The organism is Salipiger sp. H15, assembly GCF_040409955.1.
Classification (GTDB): domain Bacteria; phylum Pseudomonadota; class Alphaproteobacteria; order Rhodobacterales; family Rhodobacteraceae; genus Salipiger.
Map to the genome: position 1 here is coordinate 2,545,129 of NZ_CP123384.1, position 17,111 is coordinate 2,562,239.

The 17,111-nt window shown below is 68.3% G+C and carries 19 protein-coding genes; 2 read left to right on the top strand and 17 right to left on the bottom strand.

The window, feature by feature from the left end; translation table 11 throughout:
* Positions 1–128: 128 nt before the first annotated feature.
* The 13 genes from PVT71_RS12345 to PVT71_RS12405 form a co-directional block, all read right to left on the bottom strand.
* Positions 129–353: a hypothetical protein gene (locus PVT71_RS12345; protein WP_353472082.1), complete on the bottom strand. Its 225-nt coding sequence runs from the start codon at positions 351–353 to the stop codon at positions 129–131.
* A complete protein-coding gene (locus PVT71_RS12350; protein WP_353472083.1) occupies positions 350–2,473 on the bottom strand; it encodes a hypothetical protein in 2,124 nt (707 codons plus the stop codon). Before PVT71_RS12350 ends, PVT71_RS12345 begins: the two co-directional genes overlap by 4 nt.
* The gene (locus PVT71_RS12355; RefSeq protein WP_353472084.1) at positions 2,473–3,192 is read right to left on the bottom strand and encodes a hypothetical protein; all 720 of its coding nucleotides are present in this window, start codon (positions 3,190–3,192) and stop codon (positions 2,473–2,475) included. The genes PVT71_RS12350 and PVT71_RS12355 overlap by 1 nt, the downstream gene beginning before the upstream one ends.
* Positions 3,192–3,455 carry a hypothetical protein gene (locus PVT71_RS12360; RefSeq protein WP_353472085.1) on the bottom strand — a complete coding sequence of 88 codons (264 nt, stop codon included), beginning with the start codon at positions 3,453–3,455 and terminating at the stop codon, positions 3,192–3,194. Before PVT71_RS12360 ends, PVT71_RS12355 begins: the two co-directional genes overlap by 1 nt.
* A complete protein-coding gene (locus PVT71_RS12365) occupies positions 3,452–3,631 on the bottom strand; it encodes a hypothetical protein (protein WP_353472086.1) in 180 nt (59 codons plus the stop codon). Before PVT71_RS12365 ends, PVT71_RS12360 begins: the two co-directional genes overlap by 4 nt.
* Positions 3,632–3,707: 76 nt before the next feature.
* Positions 3,708–3,980 (bottom strand): hypothetical protein, encoded by a 273-nt coding sequence (locus PVT71_RS12370; RefSeq protein ID WP_353472087.1) that lies wholly within the window; start codon positions 3,978–3,980, stop codon positions 3,708–3,710.
* 76 nt (positions 3,981–4,056) lie between these two features.
* Positions 4,057–4,506: a hypothetical protein gene (locus tag PVT71_RS12375; protein ID WP_353472088.1), complete on the bottom strand. Its 450-nt coding sequence runs from the start codon at positions 4,504–4,506 to the stop codon at positions 4,057–4,059.
* Positions 4,507–5,180: 674 nt separating this feature from the next.
* The gene (locus PVT71_RS12380) at positions 5,181–8,375 is read right to left on the bottom strand and encodes a hypothetical protein (protein ID WP_353472089.1); all 3,195 of its coding nucleotides are present in this window, start codon (positions 8,373–8,375) and stop codon (positions 5,181–5,183) included.
* Between the two features lie 307 nt (positions 8,376–8,682).
* Positions 8,683–9,270: a hypothetical protein gene (locus tag PVT71_RS12385; RefSeq protein WP_353472090.1), complete on the bottom strand. Its 588-nt coding sequence runs from the start codon at positions 9,268–9,270 to the stop codon at positions 8,683–8,685.
* Between the two features lie 17 nt (positions 9,271–9,287).
* Positions 9,288–10,025 carry a hypothetical protein gene (locus PVT71_RS12390; RefSeq protein ID WP_353472091.1) on the bottom strand — a complete coding sequence of 246 codons (738 nt, stop codon included), beginning with the start codon at positions 10,023–10,025 and terminating at the stop codon, positions 9,288–9,290.
* Positions 10,026–10,103: 78 nt separating this feature from the next.
* Entirely contained in the window at positions 10,104–10,442 is a 339-nt protein-coding gene (locus PVT71_RS12395; protein WP_353472092.1) for a hypothetical protein, read from the bottom strand.
* Between the two features lie 64 nt (positions 10,443–10,506).
* A complete protein-coding gene (locus tag PVT71_RS12400) occupies positions 10,507–10,869 on the bottom strand; it encodes a hypothetical protein (protein ID WP_353472093.1) in 363 nt (120 codons plus the stop codon).
* Between the two features lie 62 nt (positions 10,870–10,931).
* On the bottom strand, positions 10,932–11,954 hold the full coding sequence (locus tag PVT71_RS12405; RefSeq protein ID WP_353472094.1) for a site-specific integrase: 1,023 nt from the start codon (positions 11,952–11,954) through the stop codon (positions 10,932–10,934).
* Between the two features lie 148 nt (positions 11,955–12,102).
* Between PVT71_RS12405 and dusA the strand changes: the two genes are divergently transcribed.
* Complete coding sequence (dusA, locus tag PVT71_RS12410) at positions 12,103–13,050, top strand: tRNA dihydrouridine(20/20a) synthase DusA (protein ID WP_353472095.1); 948 nt, start codon at positions 12,103–12,105, stop codon at positions 13,048–13,050.
* A 3-nt stretch (positions 13,051–13,053) separates the two neighbouring features.
* On the opposite strand, the gene PVT71_RS12415 is transcribed toward dusA, so the two are convergent.
* Complete coding sequence (locus PVT71_RS12415) at positions 13,054–13,272, bottom strand: DUF1289 domain-containing protein (RefSeq protein ID WP_353472096.1); 219 nt, start codon at positions 13,270–13,272, stop codon at positions 13,054–13,056.
* Positions 13,272–13,745: a Holliday junction resolvase RuvX gene (gene ruvX / locus PVT71_RS12420; protein ID WP_353472097.1), complete on the bottom strand. Its 474-nt coding sequence runs from the start codon at positions 13,743–13,745 to the stop codon at positions 13,272–13,274. Before ruvX ends, PVT71_RS12415 begins: the two co-directional genes overlap by 1 nt.
* A gap of 415 nt (positions 13,746–14,160) precedes the next feature.
* Here ruvX and argC point away from each other — a divergent pair, with 415 nt between their 5' ends.
* Entirely contained in the window at positions 14,161–15,138 is a 978-nt protein-coding gene (gene argC / locus PVT71_RS12425) for an N-acetyl-gamma-glutamyl-phosphate reductase (protein ID WP_353472098.1), read from the top strand.
* Between the two features lie 59 nt (positions 15,139–15,197).
* Here argC and PVT71_RS12430 read toward each other — a convergent pair whose 3' ends face one another.
* Both PVT71_RS12430 and PVT71_RS12435 read right to left on the bottom strand, forming a co-directional pair.
* A complete protein-coding gene (locus tag PVT71_RS12430) occupies positions 15,198–16,676 on the bottom strand; it encodes a multicopper oxidase domain-containing protein (RefSeq protein ID WP_353472099.1) in 1,479 nt (492 codons plus the stop codon).
* 52 nt (positions 16,677–16,728) lie between these two features.
* Positions 16,729–17,070, bottom strand: a complete 342-nt coding sequence (locus tag PVT71_RS12435) for a hypothetical protein (protein WP_353472100.1) — start codon at positions 17,068–17,070, stop codon at positions 16,729–16,731.
* Positions 17,071–17,111 lie beyond the last annotated feature (41 nt).

The window sequence follows — 17,111 nt, forward strand, 5'->3', positions numbered from 1 at the left end:
AGGGCCGATCCGTCGCGCCCGGAAAGCCTGCGCTGCCGGTCCCCGGCAGGCAAGGGAAAACTCGCGTCTCTGTGACGAAAAGTCTTTTAGTGACAGTACCTTAATGGCATGGTGCCAGCGCCGTGCGGTCAGGTCATGAGCAGGATCATCAACCCGGCGGCGAGGGTGCCTCCGATCATACCGAGGACCAGCGCCTGCACCGCTTCCAGGTGTCGCAGATCGACGGCGACCCTGATCTCCTGCGCCTCGGGCATCTGGATTTGAATCAGCGTGCGCTCGATGCCGTCGTCGGCCTCGGGCTGCTCGATGGCGGCGCGGCGGCGCGCCTCGAAATCGGCGATGTTGTCGGTCATGGCGTTCTCCGAATTCCGTAGTTCGTGCGCATCTGGCGGTCGAGGCTGCCGTTTCCGAGGGACTCCTTGATCTTCTTTTCGATGAAGATCTCGATCATCTGCCGTCCGCTCGCGTCGTGCCCCTCGGCGACGGCGACGCCGGTATCCTGGGCGGCGTAGTTGTTGATGACGACGCTCGCGGGGCTGGCGGCTGCGCCGATCAGGTTGGTCGCGGTCTGCTCGGCGGTCGTCGTCGGCGCGGCGGTCGTCCTCGCCATCGCCGTCGCGGCGAACGTCGCGGTCGGGACGTTCGGCGCGGGGACGGTGTAGATCGCGGTATTGACGGCGGGCGTCGCGAAGGTCGGCGACGCGGTTGCACCCGAGGTGGCAGGGACGCCGAATGCCGCAGCCGCCAATTTCATGACCTGCTGTTGCACGAGGAACTTCGCGATGTCCTTGAGCATCCCGGCAACCATGTCGCTGAAGGCTTCACCGGCGCTCTTGCTGCCGTCGATGATCGCGTCGAACGCGCCGGTCAGGTTGCTGGTGAAGATGCCCGACATCGCCTGCAGCTCCTCCGAAACCTCGGCGCCGCTCTTGGCGAGGTCTTGCATCGCGCGGGCGAACAATTCCGTCCCGTTTGCGACGCCGTCGACCCCATACGCGGCTATTGCCTCGTTCAGCTTCGCCTGCATGATCTCGGCCTGCTCGCCTGCGCTGCGGTAGCGTTCGAGGATCGCGGTGAACTGCTCGACGCTGAGCCGCCCGTCGTCATAGCCCTTCTTGATGCTGCTGGTGGTCTTGGTCGTCGTCTCGGTCAGGGCGTTGTAACGGCGCTGAGCCTCGACGTTCTGGTTCACCGCTGCGGTGTAGGCGGCGAGGTCTTCCCGCGCCGTCTGCCAGGTGTCGCGGTCGTCGGAGTTCAGGGCGGTTTCCAGCTCCAGCCGCTTCTGCGCGATGAGCGCGTCGGCGCGGGCGCGGATCAGGTCGTTACCTTGGGCGAGCGAGCGGTTCTGCGCCTCCAGCGCGGCTGTGTCGAGGCTGAGATTGCTGGTCGCGTCGCGCAGGCGCTTGAGTTCCTCGGCGGCGCGCTTGGCGGTCTCGGCGACGGCGGCGACCTGCTCGACCGTCTGGCCAGCAGCCTCGGCGGCATCGCGGGCGAACTGCTCCCAAAGCTGCATTGCCGCGCCTGCCTCGGCGGATTGGCGGGCGAGCGCGAGCGCCTCCGTCACGGCATTGCGCAGCTCCTCGGGCAGGTCATCGAGGGTCAGCCCGACATCGGCGAGCGTTCGTTCCCACGCCTCGAAATTGCGGGTCAGGCCGGGGATGTCCTTCAGGTCGCTGTTGACCATCTGGACGAAGGCGGCGGACAGCTTGCGCGCCTCGTCCGAGGTCAGCCCGAGGCGCAGCGACAGGGCGCGGAGGTTGCGGCCGCTGAGCGCCAACCCGGCCTCGAACTGCCCGAACCCGGCGGCAGCCTCCTTCAGTTCGGTCACCTGCTTGCCTAGTTCGGCGGCGAGGTTCTGGCTTGCAAGCTGAGCCTCCAGCCGGGCGAGCCTGACCACCTCGTCGGCGCTCTGGCCATACTTCTCGCGCAGTTCGTCCAGGCTCGACTTCAGCACGTCGAGCGGCGCGTTCAACCTGTCGAGCGCGTCGGCGATGCCGTTGGTCGCGTCCTCGAACGTGCGGCTGGACTTGGCAGCGTCCAGCAGGCTCGGACCCACAAGCGCGAGGATGGAGGCGACAGTCGCGGCGGCCGCGCCCCAGCCGGGCAGCAACCCGGCGACTTGGGAAACCTGTTGACCGAACGCGCGGGCCGCGCCTGCGCCGCCTTCCACCTGGACGATGAAGTCGGAGAACTGCGCGCTGGCTTGGTTGATCTTCCAGCCCTCGATCTCGCGGCCCATCACCCGGAAGCCCTTGCCGGTACCGGCTGCGGCGGCATTGGCTTTCTGCAGGGCGGTCGTGGTGGTGTTGACGGCGGTGGAGACCTTGCGCTGCTCGGCTGCCATGCGGGCCGAGGCGTTCGTCAGCTTGGCCTGCGCGGAGGCCAGCTTGCCCAATTCCGCGACCATCGCCTGCGTCTCGCGCGAGCCTCGGACCTCGATGTCGAGGCGGTAGGTTTTCTGGGTGCTGGCCATCAGCGGCGTCTCCGTTTCCTGTCCGAGGGTCGCCCGATGCGCGAGGCGATGCCGCTGTCACCGGCCAGCCCGATCAGGATGCGCGGCAGGGCGTAGATCGCGGTCTTCCTTGCAGGCCCGCCGGTGCCCCTGCCGTAGCTGTAGCCGCGCTGGTCGCTTGAGATGTAATCCGAGGCAACGGCGACGGTCGGGCCGAACTGCTCCAGCGTCCTGCGCGCGGTGGCATGGAACAGCCTGTCGCGGTAGGCGGGCAGCTTCTCCAGCGCCGGGGCGTGCGGCGCGACGTTGACGATCTCGTAGACCGTATCCCGCGGGCCGGGCTCGAGGGCGTCGGGCGACCTGACCCGCCTGCCGTTGACCCGCAATTCGAAGCTGCGGGCGTAGAAAAAGCTATGCGACTTCCTGTTCGAGCCCGAGCGCGGCGCGCTGAGCATCAGCGTCGACCAGGCATAGCGGACGGCATCGAGGGCGTCCTGCGCGGTCGCCTCGCCCATCAGGATCGAGAAGTCCGCCGGGAACGGCAGGAACTCGGGATTGATGCCCTGCAGGCTGCTCCGGCGCTTGGGTGCGCCGCCCTTGGCCTGAATGAATATCTCGCCCTCGGCGTGCTCGTCGCGCCTGACCTCGGCGGCATAGTCGAGGGCAGCCTGCCCGCGCTCGGTGCGGATCCAGCGCGTGACGTCGGGGCCAGCCTCGTGCAGGTTGCCCGAGATCGGCATCAGCTCAGCCTCCGGGTGCCGGTGGCCTCCCACATCGCCTGGAACGTCGCGTCGTCGATGTCCTCGGCCGCGGCGAGGTTCTGCAGATCGGCGAGCAGCTCGTTCCCCGCCTGCGCGAGGCGCCGGTTTTCCGCGCTGTCAGCGCCCCGGAGGTGCTCGACCTCTGCACCCTTGCGGGCGATGGCCCGGAGCGCCAGCAGGCCCCGCTGGAGCGTCTCCAGCGCCATGCGGTCGATCTCTGCCTCGGTGAGCGGTGCTGTCATCGGTTCGCCTGCTCCTGCTCCATGCAAAATTGTGCCACCGGGACGGCATTGCGGACCAACTGCCCATGCAGCCAGGTCTCGACGACCAACCCGATGCCGGGGCGGTCGATCAACTTGACCCGGTAGGGTTCAATTCGGAGCGCATCGAGGCGCTTGCGTGCGGCGAGCCAATCCATGCCCCGCAGTCTGCCCGCTTCCCGTGAAATTCTCCAGTGAAATAAGGTGCTTGTACGGTGCTTGTACAGCACTGCGTCAGGCAGTGCTGCGGCGCTCGGCCCATGCGGGGTCCATACCCAACTCGACCAGCCACTCGCGCGCCGCGTCGAGGTCACCGGTGCGCAGGTGGTGCGCGATCACGCGGGCCGCGAAAGCGTTGGCATCGTCCTCGCGAACCGGGCGCTGGCGGGCCTCGATGACCGCGATCAGGTCGAGCAGCGTGTCGGCAGGCACTTGCCGCGCCCATGCCGCGCCGCCGGGGGCTGCGAGGAGGCGCAGACAGTCCGCGGTGCTCAAGCGGGTGGCCATCGTCGGAGCGCCTCCAGCTCCTTGCGGCGCTGCAGTTCGGCCTTGATGACCTCCAGCGCCTTTGCCTCCTCGGTCGTCATACCAGTCCGACGCCTTCCCACTTGCTGCCGTGCTCGGGGCTGAACCCGGCGGCTGCCCGGACCTTCTTGGCCCGGGTCGCGCCGAACTCCGAGCCGCGCAGGCCTAGGCAGGTCAGCGCCGACTGGTAACTGTTCATGCATTCCCGCGCCGACCGGCTCGCGCGCTGCAGCGGCAGGACGTTCTCTCCGGGCGAGGTCTCAAGGACGCGCAATGCCGCGATCTGGTCGCGCCACTGCTTGGCCTCGACGAAGGCCTGCGCCGCGCCGAGGCAGATGGCGAGATCGGTGGGCAGGACGCCCCGGGCGAGGTCGACGGTCTGCGCGAGCTCGCGATAGAGGCGCCACGTCACATCGTCGAGGTCGGAGTGCTCGTAACCACCCGGCAGGGGTGGCCACCGGCGGTCGTCGGGGTCGATGCCCCGGGATTGTGCGCTAATGAGGCTCATGGTCAGGGCTTCCCGTCAGTTGCGGCGCAATGGTAGCGCCTTGCCTGCCGGTCGCGCCAGTTAAATGTCGTTAACATCTGACTGTAACCCTTTGACTTTGCAAGTGTTATAAGGCCAGGAAAACACTGCCGGAAAATAGGTCAGTACGGTTTCCATAAATTTTCGAGACCCCCGTGCGGTGCGGACCCCCCTAGGCCCCAATTCTGGCGAGGCCCCCCCATGGTCGGGCGGGACCGGCCCACCCGCCCCGAGCCGCGCGGCGGCGCGCTGCGCGGGCGCAGGCGATCGCGAGCGGGTCGGGGGTGGGGGCGGCAGGGGGTGGGGGTGGGTGGTGCGCTGGCGGTCCTGTACGCAAGGCTCAGGCCCGAGGCAGCAGGCGACAGTGCGGGTGGGTCGTCAGGGTTGCCGGTGCAGGCCCACCTCGGAGGGGGTCAGAAGGCACGATCGGTAAAAGCGGCTATGGCGGCAACTCCTACTCCCAGATGGAAATACCCTGATAAATAATACCCGTTTTCATACCTTTTCCATTCCGGAGTAAGTATAACCGACATAACCGCTATTACCGAAAGCAACACCTGACATTGGGCCTAATTTGACGCTACTTAGCACCGATTGAAGCGCAAAAGCCGCTCGAACTGGTCGAGCGGCTTCCGGCGTGGGCATGTCAAGCGGTGTCAGTCTGGGTGGTCGAGGTCGAAGAACTGCTCGGGATGGGCTGTCATACGTTCAAGAACTGCCTGCCTGTCGGGGTGTTCGAGCCTCAGGATGGGCGGTTTCTTGGCCTCGCTGCGGTCCTCCCTAGTGAACCTCATGGGCGACTTCAGCCCGTAGGTGCGGGTCAGGTCGGCGAGGAACTTGCCCATGGTGCGGGGCGCGATCTTCTTACTCTCGGGCGGGCAGAAGTTCGACAGCTTCACCCACTGCAGCGCCTCGGGCGGCACGCGCTTCGTCCTCTCGGCCTTCGTGACCGCTTCGCGCACCTGCGCTGCAGTGAAGCCGTCGGGGTCGAGCAGCCCGTGCGCTGCGAGCAGCGCCAGCGCATCGAGCGTGTGCCGGTTGATGACCTTCGGGCCTTTCTCCGCAGCCTCCTTGCGGGCGTCCCTGATCTGCTCGCCCAGCGTCACCTTCATGCCCAGCTTGGCGGCTGCCTGTTCCAGCGGCGCGCGGATCATGTCATCCCACATGGGGAAGCGCGAGGCGACTTTGCAGGGCTCGCTCGGTTCGGTCACGATGCGCGCGACCGCCGACAGGATTCTCGCGCGGTTTGCGTCGATGATGCCGCGCCAACTGGTGCGCTCGAACTCATGATCAGGCGGGCGGCTCAGGTGGATGGGCACGACGCGGGACGCCATGTCACCGGCGAGGCTGATGTGATTTCCGGTGAACACGATGACGCCGCGCTGCGGCCCTTCGAAGATGTTGGAACCGCCCAAGATGCGGCCGGAGTAGGTGGGCGCGGTCAGGGCCATATCCAACTTCGCGCTGTCGAGCGCGGAACTGGTGCCCAAGTTGTCGAATGTGATGAGCGGCATCCGCGCCATGATCAGCGCCGTCAGGGTCTTCTCGATTTCCTCCTCTCTTGAGGGCAGGTTCAGCATGGGCGCGACCTGTCCCGTCAGCAGGTAGCTGACGCCATGCGCCAGCATCGACTTTCCGGTCTCCTGCTCTCCGGCCGTCACCAGAAATCCGGGTCGGGTGTCGAGCATAGAGGTATAGATCGACGTTGCCAGGAACAGCATCGCGCCGAGCAGGTCGTTGTCATCGACCGTCAGAAGCTGGGGGAACATGGTCTTGCGGATGAACTCGAACGCCTCCTGCGGCGTCGCGAACTGGGCAGGGTCGAGGGCGATGTCGTTGCCTGCGATGTAGATGCCGGTCTCGGCGTCGAGCCCTTGCCTGTCGATCCGCTTTCCATTTGGAAGCCAGAGCGGCACCGGCGAGACTGCCGCCAGCTCCGGCAGCTTCCCGACGTGATCGGGGTTCTGACCATGCTGCGCCCAGAACTCGGGCGCGAGGCGCATGGGCTGCAGCTTGTCGCGCGCAGGCTTGAACACTGCAAGGTGAGGCTCGCAGATCGACGCCGCGCCTGCAGCCTGGAACACGTGCGCCACGGGGCGCACAAGGTCGCGCTGCTCCTCGTCGAGGTACTTGTCGCCGACGATGTCCACCATGCGCCGCTCGACAACAGTGGCCATGGAATTGAGCCCGACCCTGACGATACGGTCCTTGGTCTCGCGCGCCGCCAGCGCGTCGAACACGTCGGACGCCAGCGCGATCTGGTTGGGCATGTCCGCCCAGACCACCATGGCGCGCTCATCCGGCCCGCTGCCCACGTGCTGCGCCAGCTTCTCGGCAGCGGCGATCTGGGCACGATCGCGCGTCAGCGCCTCGTGTGTCGCCTCTACCAGGAGCTGCGCCTCCTCCTCGCGCAGCTTGAGCACCTCGCCCACCAGCGAGGCCAGCGCCTTGCGGTCGGGCTTCTTGCTGTCCGGAGGCATCCCGCGCAGTAGGTCGGTCGGCTCGCAGGCTCCTTGCTGCGCCTCGCGCATGAGGTCGGGCACCTGCAGCAGCATCTCGGCCATGGACAGCCAGAAGACGGGCGCGGGCTGCTCCGGCAGGTCGAGGCTGAACCCGCGGTCTCCTGCCACCCCGACCGCAGGGGCTGCCTGCAGCCCTGCGAGGTGGGCAAGGCCCTGCGACCACAACTTGTGCCAGCGCTTCATGTCGCCCGACCACGTCCCGGAAGGCGCGTCCGGGACGCCCTGTGCCCAGAGGTCGAGCCGGGCGTCGTCCAGCCACTCGCCCTTGTAGGTCGCCGTCCTGCGCCACGCTCGCGCCAGCGTTCTGGCGACGTCGCCACCCTTGGCGCAGTGCTCCAGCAGCGGCGGCGAGGTCAGCACCAGAAGCCCGAACGCGCGCACGTCATGGACACCGGCGCTCTGCAGCTTGGATGCCAGCGACATCAGCGCGCCCGAGCGGTCGCCGCTGATCTCCTTGCGGGTCTCGATCAGGGTGCAGAGGTGCTTGCGCGTGGGGAACGCGGCGCAGAGGCCCTCGGCCAGCTTGTCGCCGTCATGCTGCTCCTTTGCCGATGCGACCGCGCCCTCGACCTGCGCGATATACACCTCAGGCACGTCGCCCGAGGCTCCTTCTCGCGCCTCTGCCTTGGGCGCGTGCGACGCCATGGCGGCGACCTCGGCGACGACGTCGAAACGCTCGCCGGTGTCTGGCTGCTCCAGCAGCACCGGCACCGGGACGCGGCCCTTCTCGCGCTTCTTGGCGTTTGGGAAGTTGATCGTCCCGGCGAGGCGCAGCCAGCGCGACAGGTCGAACGTGCCGTCGGGCGCGGCTCCGATCATCTGCCGCACTCCTTGGTTCGCCAGTTCGATCAGTGAGCCGAACATGTGAACACCCTGCCGCTCGACCGCCTCGGGCAGGAGCCAGTAGGCGTGCAGCCCGCCGCCGGTGGCCACGACCATCGAGGGCTCGAACTCGCAGCACATGAGGCCAGCCCGCAGCTCCGCCTCGCTGCCATGGTCTCCGAAATCGAGATCCACATGAACGCAGCGCAGGTGCTCGATGTCGTCTTTCTTGGCGTTCGGGCCTGTCCTGCCCGAGGCGTAGCGCGCAGGCTTGAGGTAGATGTTGCAGTCGGCGTGCGCCTCGACAAACGCGCGCAGCGCCTGCTGGTCGCCGGTGTACTCGAACGCGTCGCCCCGCGCGAAGTCGTCCGGATCGGGCGTCGCCCAGATCGAAACCCGCGCGCCGACGCCTCCCGAGGCGTCGATCCGGGCGAGGGTGTTGGCGTGCCTGAGGGCTGCGTCTGTATCGACGCGCAGCACGCCACTATCGTTTGTGTCTTTGGGCATCTATTCGGTCTCCTCGCCCTGTCACAGCAGGGGATTGCGTCGCGGGACGGGGAGACGTAGGGTGAACGTGCAATTGCACCCTATGTCGTGCGTCATCACGACTTGGTTTGAAGGTCGAGGTTCACGCCTCGGCCTTCTTCCGTTTCAGGATGCGGGGAACGCCCATCACCCCAAGCGAATGACCAGCTATTGGGCCGCTCGACCTCGGGCTCATTCGAGGTCGAGCGGTGAGCCCCTATATGTGGTCGTCGTTGGTGTTGACGGACCTTGAGCGTAGCGCGCCCTCTGCGGAGGGCGCAAGGGCCGATCAGATGACCCGCCGGACTCTCTCTTCCTTGTGCGCGAGTACTCGGTCGATGTGCGCGAGCACGTCTTCGCTCTTGAGCCAGTCCCTGACCCACCCGTCGAGGAGGTCTAGCACCTCGCGCGGGGTCAGCCCGAGCAGCAGGTCGTCATCAGACGCGCCGTGGTACTCGCTCACGACGTCTCCCCTGCCGTTGGTGTGGAAGACAGCCAGGCCGCCGCCCACCGAGTTGAAAACGGATTCAGCGTGATCCTTTACGCCCTCGGCGGCGACCACCGGTAGCTGCCAGAGCAGACCGCGCTTGTCAGGTCGTTCGATGCGGTTGAGCAAGGCCCACACGACGTCGCCTTGACCAAACAGCCGCTCACCGTCTCGAAGTGGAATGTGGAAGTCTCCTCTGTTGAGTTCCAGGTCGAGCGTCAGCCCGTAGCGCTTCACGTCCGGGTCATAGCGCTCCTTCAGCACCGCGAACGCGCCTTTCAGCACGGCGCGCCGCGCTGCGTTCTCCCGTTCGGATCGGGCCTTGTTCTCGCGCTCTGCCGCCCGCTCTGCGGCGCGTCGCGCGATAGTCTGGTGGAATTCCTCGTCCATCTCTGTCTCCTTTAAGGTCAGCGCTTGAACAGGTGCGGGAACCGCGCCTCGGCGGCGGGGATGCCCTCGGCCTCGGCGAGTCGCTGATACGCTTGCTGGCTATCGTTCAGTTCGTGTGGGCCGAGAAAGGTGCGGAGCGATACGCCTCGGACGTAGTCGCCCCTCGGGTAGCGGGTGAGCGACGTTGCGGCGACCCAGAGGCCAGCACCCGAGGGGATGCCGAACGTCCGCCGCACCGCACCCGGAGCCATCGCGTTCCGCACCGCGAGCCGGAAGTCGTCCAGGCGGACGATCCTGAGCACCTCGGCGTCGAGTTTCCGCAGCAGGTGCTCGCGCGGATCGCCCGCGCCGCCGCGCTCCACCCATCGGCGCATCGCGTGTTCGATCAGGCCCACGTTGATCGAGGTGTCCGGGTCGGGCCGCACCGGGTCGTATTCGGCGACCTCGTAGGTAATCCCACGGATGGCGTAAGTTTCGCCTCGGTGCGGCCTCTCCGTGAGGCACTCCGGCACCCTGCGGAGGACTTCCAGAACGGGGCGCGAGCGGGTGCCGGTCACCCGCGCCGCGACCGTTGACCGGTCCCGCTTGAGCCGCGCTGCGACCCGCCCGAGCGCCTTGGCGGAATGCCCGCTGCGACCCCCTCGGAAGCGCCCCGCCTGCACCGCCGTCTGCGCCAATTCCTGCGCCTCGCGCATCGCTCGGGTCACGACCCCCCGCGACAGCAGCGTGCAGGCGCTTTCCGAACTCAACGTCATGTCTGCCTCCTTTCGTCAGGCAAGCCGGTACCGCTCGCCCTCAGGCGTCAGAGGTCTCCGGCGATGTTGGGGGTCAAGTCAGAGCAGGTCGGCTTTTGTCGCCCTGCGGCGCTTGTGCGCGGCGGTTTCGATGCGCTCGGCGAGGATCAGTTCGGCGATGTCGCTGCTCTTATAGAAGACCCGCGAGCCCCACTTGTAATGCGGCGGCATCACGCCTCTCGAGCGCTGCATCTGGAGTGTGCCGACATCGACCCCGCGCAGTTCCGCGACCTCATCCTCGGTCAGCAGACCGGCGTCGCTCAGCATCTTCGAAACGGTCGATGAGTAGCGGGGGCGGGGGATGCTCTGGATCAGCGCCTCAAGTTGCGCTTCCACGCTGGCGGGAAGACGGATCGCTCCCTGTGCAAGGTCTTCCATGTGGTGTGTCTCCTGTTTCCGGTGCTGGACTCAGGATGGCAGAACAAATCTGGGGGGAGAATTTTCACCCCCAGCTTTCTTTCGTCTCGCCCAAGAATCTTCTGACAGTGTCGTAGGCGGGGGCAGGGGCATCGGTCGCCCTCCAGCGCGTCAGCACGCGCCGCGTGGCGGTGCTGACGTTGGCCTCGCCCTTGCAATGGGCCTGTGCCAGCCCGAGGGCGATGGAGCGCCACACGGCCCCGTCCTGCGCCCTCTGTGCGCCCGAGCCCCTGCCGCTCGCCACCCGCCGCAGGTGGGTCTCCTCCTGCGCCGCGTCGAGGGCGCGCAGCGCGGCGTTCACTCCGATCCAGTCCTCCGACCGCCCGTCCTCCGGCGGGATGCTGTCCCGCCAGAGTTCGAGGAACTCGCGCAGGCCCTCGGGAGGCACGGGGCGCGCCTCCTGTGCCTGCTCGGCGTTGCGCCGCAACGACTCACGGCCCTTGCGGTCCATCAGGCGCGCGCCAGCGCGGCATGGACGTCCGCAGCCCCAAGTTGCGTATAGCGCTTCAGGTGCTTCCAGTCGCGGTGCCCGCTCACGACGGCGACAAGTTCGATCCCAAGACCGGCGCGGAACAGCGACGTGACGGCGAGATGCCGCAGGTCGTGGAAGTGCAGATCCGCAATGCCCAGCTTAGCGACGGCGCGGGTAAAGGCGGTCGAGGCGCTCTTGGCCTCGTAATCGAAAATCCGTCCCGACGTCCGGTCGCCCGCATGTTTGATTGCCAGATCGAACGCGGTCCCGACCAGCGGAACAGTCTGGTCGTTGCGCGCCTTTCGGCGCGGGTCCTTGCGCTCGCGGATGATGACGGTGCGCGCCTCGCGGTCGAAGTCTTCGATGCGGATGCGGGTGATCTCGGACAGGCGCATGGCGCTTGCCGCGCCGAACTTGGTGATGTCGCCCATCGGAATTCCTTGGCGCGGGTTGCCGTCGAAGTAGGCCACCAGCGCCGCCAGTTCGTCATCGGTCGGGATGCGGTCGCGCTCCTGACTGCGGGTGTCGATCCGCGCCGCCGTCAGGTCGCCACGGGCCTCCGCCGCCAGCTTCTCGTTGATGTCCAGTTTCTTGACCCTGCGACCCCACTTCAGAACGGCGCTCAGCGCCGACAGGTCGCCCGCCAGCGTCGCGCCGGTGATGCCATCCTTGCGGCGGCGCTCGACGAACTCGGCCATATGGACGGCGTCGAGGTGCTTCAGCTTCACCTTGCCCAGCGCGCCGCCCTTGATCCGGTTCAGCGTCGCCTTGGTCGTCCGGCCCGTCTCGACCTGTTCGAGGTATGCGCCCATCAGGTCGCCGAACGTCAGCGCTTCGCTGGAGATGGTGCCCGCCTGCGAGCCCTGACCGACGGCCCGCTCGATGTCTGCAGCCCACGCCTTGGCATCGGCCTTGCGGTCGAAGGTCCGAGCCTTGTATATACCCTGCTTCCGCACTTGCGCGCGGTACTTGCCCGAGGGCAGCTTGGTGATGGTCGCCATCCGTGTGCATCCCGTGTGCTAGAGAACGTCAAAGAATGTATACGGTTTGTACATCCCGTGTGCAATGTATGTGCAAAATATGCCGGAAAACGCCGACAACATGCCTAATAAAACATTGAATTATCACGCTAAATTATCTGTCGCCCCGATGATGGACTGGACCGACCGGCATTGCCGCTACCTGCACCGCATCCTGTCGCGGCAGACGCTGCTCTATACCGAGATGGTGACCTCGCCGGCGCTGGTGCGGGGCGGGGCGCTGCACCTTTTGACCCATGATCCCGCGGAACACCCGGTGGCGCTGCAGCTCGGCGGGTCGGACCCGGTGGAGCTGGCGCATGCGGCAAAGCTCGGGGCCGAGGCGGGCTACGACGAGATCAACCTCAACTGCGGCTGCCCCTCGGACCGGGTGCAGTCGGGCACCTTCGGCGCGGTGCTGATGAAGCACCCCGAGCTGGTCGCCGACTGCGTTGCCGCCATGCGCGAAGCGGTCGATGTCGAGGTGACGGTGAAATGCCGCATCGGCGTCGACGAGCAGGAGCCGCGCGAGGTGCTGCCGGACTTCCTCGAGAAGATCGCCACGGCGGGCTGCGAGAGGGTGACGATCCATGCCCGCAAGGCCTGGCTCAAGGGGCTGAGCCCGCGGGAGAACCGCGACATCCCGCCGCTCGACTACGAGCTGGTGCACGAGATGAAGGCGGCCTTCCCGCGGCTGCATGTCTCGATCAACGGCGGGGTGCAGAGCCTCGAGGAGGCCGAGGCGCATCTCGCGCGCGGGCTCGACGGGGTGATGATCGGCCGCTCGGCCTACCACACGCCGTGGGACGTGCTGGCCGAGGCCGATGCGCGGATCTACGGCACCGGCACCGAGACCGTCTCACCCGACGAGGCGGTCGCCGCCATGGTGCCCTACATCGAGCGGCACATCGCGACGGGCGGCCGGCTGCACCAGGTCACGCGCCACATGCTCGGGCTCTTCTCGGGCCGACCGGGGGCGCGGAAATGGCGGCAGGTGCTGTCCGAGAAGGCCTCGCGCGATGGCGCCGGCACCGAGGTGCTGGACGAGGCGCTGGGGCGGATGCGCGAGGCGGCCTGAGGCTCAGCTCTCGCGCTTGAGCCGGCCCGCGCGCCCGCCGCGCCGCTGCTGCAACAGCGCCTTGCGTCCGGGCAGGTCCGCCATGATCGCGCGCCGCTCCTCGGGCGTGTAGCCGGACCAGCCGGCGATCTCGTCCAGTGTGCGCAGGCAGCCGGTGCAGAGCCCGCTTGCGCGGTGCACCACGCAGATGTTCACGCAGGGGCTTTCCACCGGGCCGCCCATCAGCCGTTCCGAAGGTTCCGCAGCCGGTCGAGCGCGCCCTGCAGGATGAATCCCGCCGCCACGTGGTCGATCAGCTCCGCGCGCTTCTTGCGCGAAGTGTCGGCCTCGATCAGCGCGCGCTCGGCGGCGACGGTCGAGAGCCGCTCGTCCCAGAATCCGATCGGCCCGTCCCAGAGCCGCGAGAAGTTGCGCGCGAAGGCGCGGGTCGATTGGGCGCGCGGCCCTTCCGAGCCGTCCATGTTGCGCGGCAGGCCGAGGATGATCCCGCCCACCTCGCGCCCCTGCACGATTTTCAGCAGCGCCTCGGCGTCGAGGGTGAACTTCGTGCGCTTGATCGTCTCGGTGGGGGTCGCGACCGAGAGCAGCCGGTCCGAGAGCGCGACGCCGATCGTCTTGGTGCCGAGGTCGAGCCCCGCGATGGCGCGCATCGGCGGCAGGGCGGCGGCGAAATCGGCGATCTCTTCGTGGATCATCGGCGGGTCCTCAAGGTTGCTGCGCCTCTTTACGTCACCGCGCCCGGCGAGGGAAGGCGGGGCGCGGCCCTTCCGGGGCACCTGCGGGCGCTCTTCGAGGAGTGACGCGCGTAGAATTCTGGTGCGCGGCGCCCGGGCAGGGCATTGACCGGGGGGAAACATTCCGCTTGACCGGGACGGGGCAGGACGACATTGAATGCGGCCATGTTCAGGACCCGGACCCTCTTCGACCGACGCCGACGCCGCACCTCCCTGCGGCGGCTCTTCGGGCTGCGCGTCGATTTGCGTCCCCTGCAGCGGTAGCCGGCCCAGCCCGGAGACCCGCCGCCGGAGCCCCTCCGACCCGCGTTCCTGAACCCCCGCAGCCCCCGGCTCCGGGGGCTTTCCCTTTTCCGCAAACAGGAAGGATACCCCCATGAGCATTCGCGTCGGCATTGTCGGCATCAGCGGTTTCGGCGGCGGCGAGGCGCTGCGCCTGATCGCCGGCCACCCCGCGTTCGAGCTGGTCTACGCGGCCGGAGAAGGCAGCGCCGGAAGCCGCCTCGTCGACCGCTTCCCCGGCGTGCCGCAGAAGCTGGCCGGGCTGGTGATCGAGAAGTGGGACCCCGAGGCCCTGCCGAAGCTCGACCTGCTCTTCGCCTCGCTGCCGACCGGCGCCTCGGCGGAGGCGCTGGCGCGCGTCCCCGCGGAGGTGAAGATCGTCGACATCGGCGGCGACCACCGCTACGCGGACGGCTGGGCCTACGGGCTTGCCGACGTCTGGCCCGAGGAGATCCGGGCGCGCAGCCGGATCGCCAACCCCGGCTGCTTCCCGGCGGCGACGCTGACCACCCTCGCGCCGCTGCTGGCCGCGGGGCTCATTGACCCCGGCAATATCGTGATCGACGCCAAGACCGGCATCTCGGGCGCGGGACGGGGCGGCGGCGACAGCAGGTTCGGCTATGCCGAGAGCAACGAGAACCTCCAGCCCTACGGGCTTCTGAGCCACGTCCACATGCCCGAGATGGCGCGCACCATCGAGCGGCTGAGCGGCGGCAGCGCCGCCGGGCTGGTGTTCACCCCGCACCTCGTGCCGATGACCCGCGGCGTGCTCGTCACCATCTACTGCCGCGGCAGCGCCTCCACCGGGGCCTGCCTCGCCGCGGCGCGGAACTTCTACGCGGACCGGCCCTTCGTGCGGGTGACCGACCGGCCGCCGCAGACCAAGTGGGCGACCGGCTCCAATCTTGCCTTCGTGAGCTACGCGGCCGACCCGGAGCGCAACCTCGTGATCGCCATGGGTACGGTCGACAACCTCGGCAAGGGCGCGGCGGGCCACGCCGTGCAGAACGCCAACCTGATCTGCGGCCTGCCGGAAACCGCGGGGCTGGAGGGGCTGCCGGTCTGGCCCTGAGCCCCGGCCGCGGCAGACGTCCGGCGGTGCCCGTCCGAGGGGCACCGCCGGCACGAGGCTCAGGCGAGGGCCTTCACCTGCAGCTCGGTCATCATGCCCGTGGCGAGATGGCCCATGTGGTGGCAGTGCATCATCCAGGGCGCGGCCTCGCCCGCGTCGAAGGCGATGGTCACCGAGCCCATCGCCGGCACCAGCACCGTGTCGCGTAGCGCCCCCGCGAGGCGCTGGTTCCCGACGGCGACAACCTGGAACACGTGGCCGTGCAGGTGCATCGGGTGGGCCATCATCGACATGTTGTGGAACATCATCTCGACCCGCGCGCCCCGCGTGACCGGGATCGGCGTGCGGTCCTCCCAGGTCGCGCCGTTGATCGTCCAGACATAGGGGCTCATGGCGCCGCCCAGCATCACCATGTGCTGCGCGTCCGCCTGCCGGGCGGCGAGCGGCGAGACGGCGCACAACGCCAGTTCCTGCCGCAGGTCGCCGGCAACAGGGGGCGTTTCGGCCTCGGCGCGGGTGGCAAGGCGCGGGATGGTGCTGCCGCGGGGCGCAAGGATCAGGCCGGTCTGCTCGCGTGCGCCCTCGCGCAGCGCGAGGATCGGCCGGGCAAGCCGGTCCCCGGGCAGGTCGAGGTCGATCTCCATGCGCTGGCCCTGCGCGATCGGGAAGCGGCTCGCGGCCAGCGGCTGCACCGGGTCACCGTCCACCGCGACGAGCGCGGCGGCCAGACCGCCGGTGTCGATCCAGTAGGCGGTCATCGACGAGCCGTTGATGACGCGCAGCCGGACCTTGCCGTTCGGCTCGACCGCCACGACCTCGGGATCATCGAGCGTGCGGTCATTGGCGAGATAGGCGTCGAACTCGAAATCGTTGAGGTCCATCGCCATGCCACCCATGCCGCCCATCCCCGGCATCTGCGCCGCGTGGTCCATGCCGGGCATGGCGCCCGTCTGCGCCGGTGCATGGTGCATCGCGCCATGGTCCATCGCCGCCGCGTGGCCGGTGCCGCCGGTGACCTCCGCCAGCACCTCCTCGGGCGTCCGGAAGCTGAAGTCGTGCAGGAACATCACCACTTCCTGCCGGTCGGCCGCGACATCCTCGGCGCTGCGCACGATCAGCGGCGCGGCGAGCAGCGCGATCTCCTGCTGCGGGATGTGGCTGTGCATCCAGAAGGTGCCCGGGCGCGGCGCGAAGTCGAAGGCGCGGCGATCGCCGGGCTTCAGCATCGGGTTGGTGTTGGGCACGCCGTCCTGTGCGTTGGGCGGGATCTGCCCGTGCCAGTGGACGATCGTCTCGGTCTCGAGCGCGTTCGTCAGATCGACGGCGAAGCGCTGGCCCGGCTCGAGGACCAGCCCCTGGCCTCCGCTGCCGTTGGTCAGCCCGAGGACGGTGGCGGCGCGGCCGTTCACCTCGAGGGTGCGGGTGGTCGCGGTGAGCGAAAGCCGCTCCGTCGCCGCCCGCGCCCTTGCGGGCAGCAGGAGGGATGCGGACAGGGCGGCGGAAGCGGCGAGGAAGCCGCGGCGGGAAAGTCGGGTCATGGTGATCTCCGGGAAAAAGGGTTTCGCGTGGCGGGACCGGGTCCCGCGGAGATCAGCCGCGCGGCGGCGGCGAGGTCGGGGCGTATTCCCGGGACGAGAGGGAGACGTCGGCGAGCGAGGTCTCGATGCGCGACATTCGCGCCATGACCTCGGCTCCGGGCAGGCCGGGGCGCGGCGCGTCCACCGGCAGGCAATGCACCGCGCAGATCTGCTCGTGCAGACTCTGGTGTCCCGTCTGGTCCTGCGCGGAGGAAGCGTGGCTGCCGTGATCCATGGCCATCTGCGCGCCCGCGGCGGCATGGCCCGCAGGCATGGCATGCACCGGCGCAAGCGGAAGCACCGTCCAGACCCCGAGCAGGGTCAGCAGTAGCAGGCGGAGCGCGAGCCGGGTCATGGCGCGAGGCTACGCCCATGGCGCGGCGGCGTCAGATCACG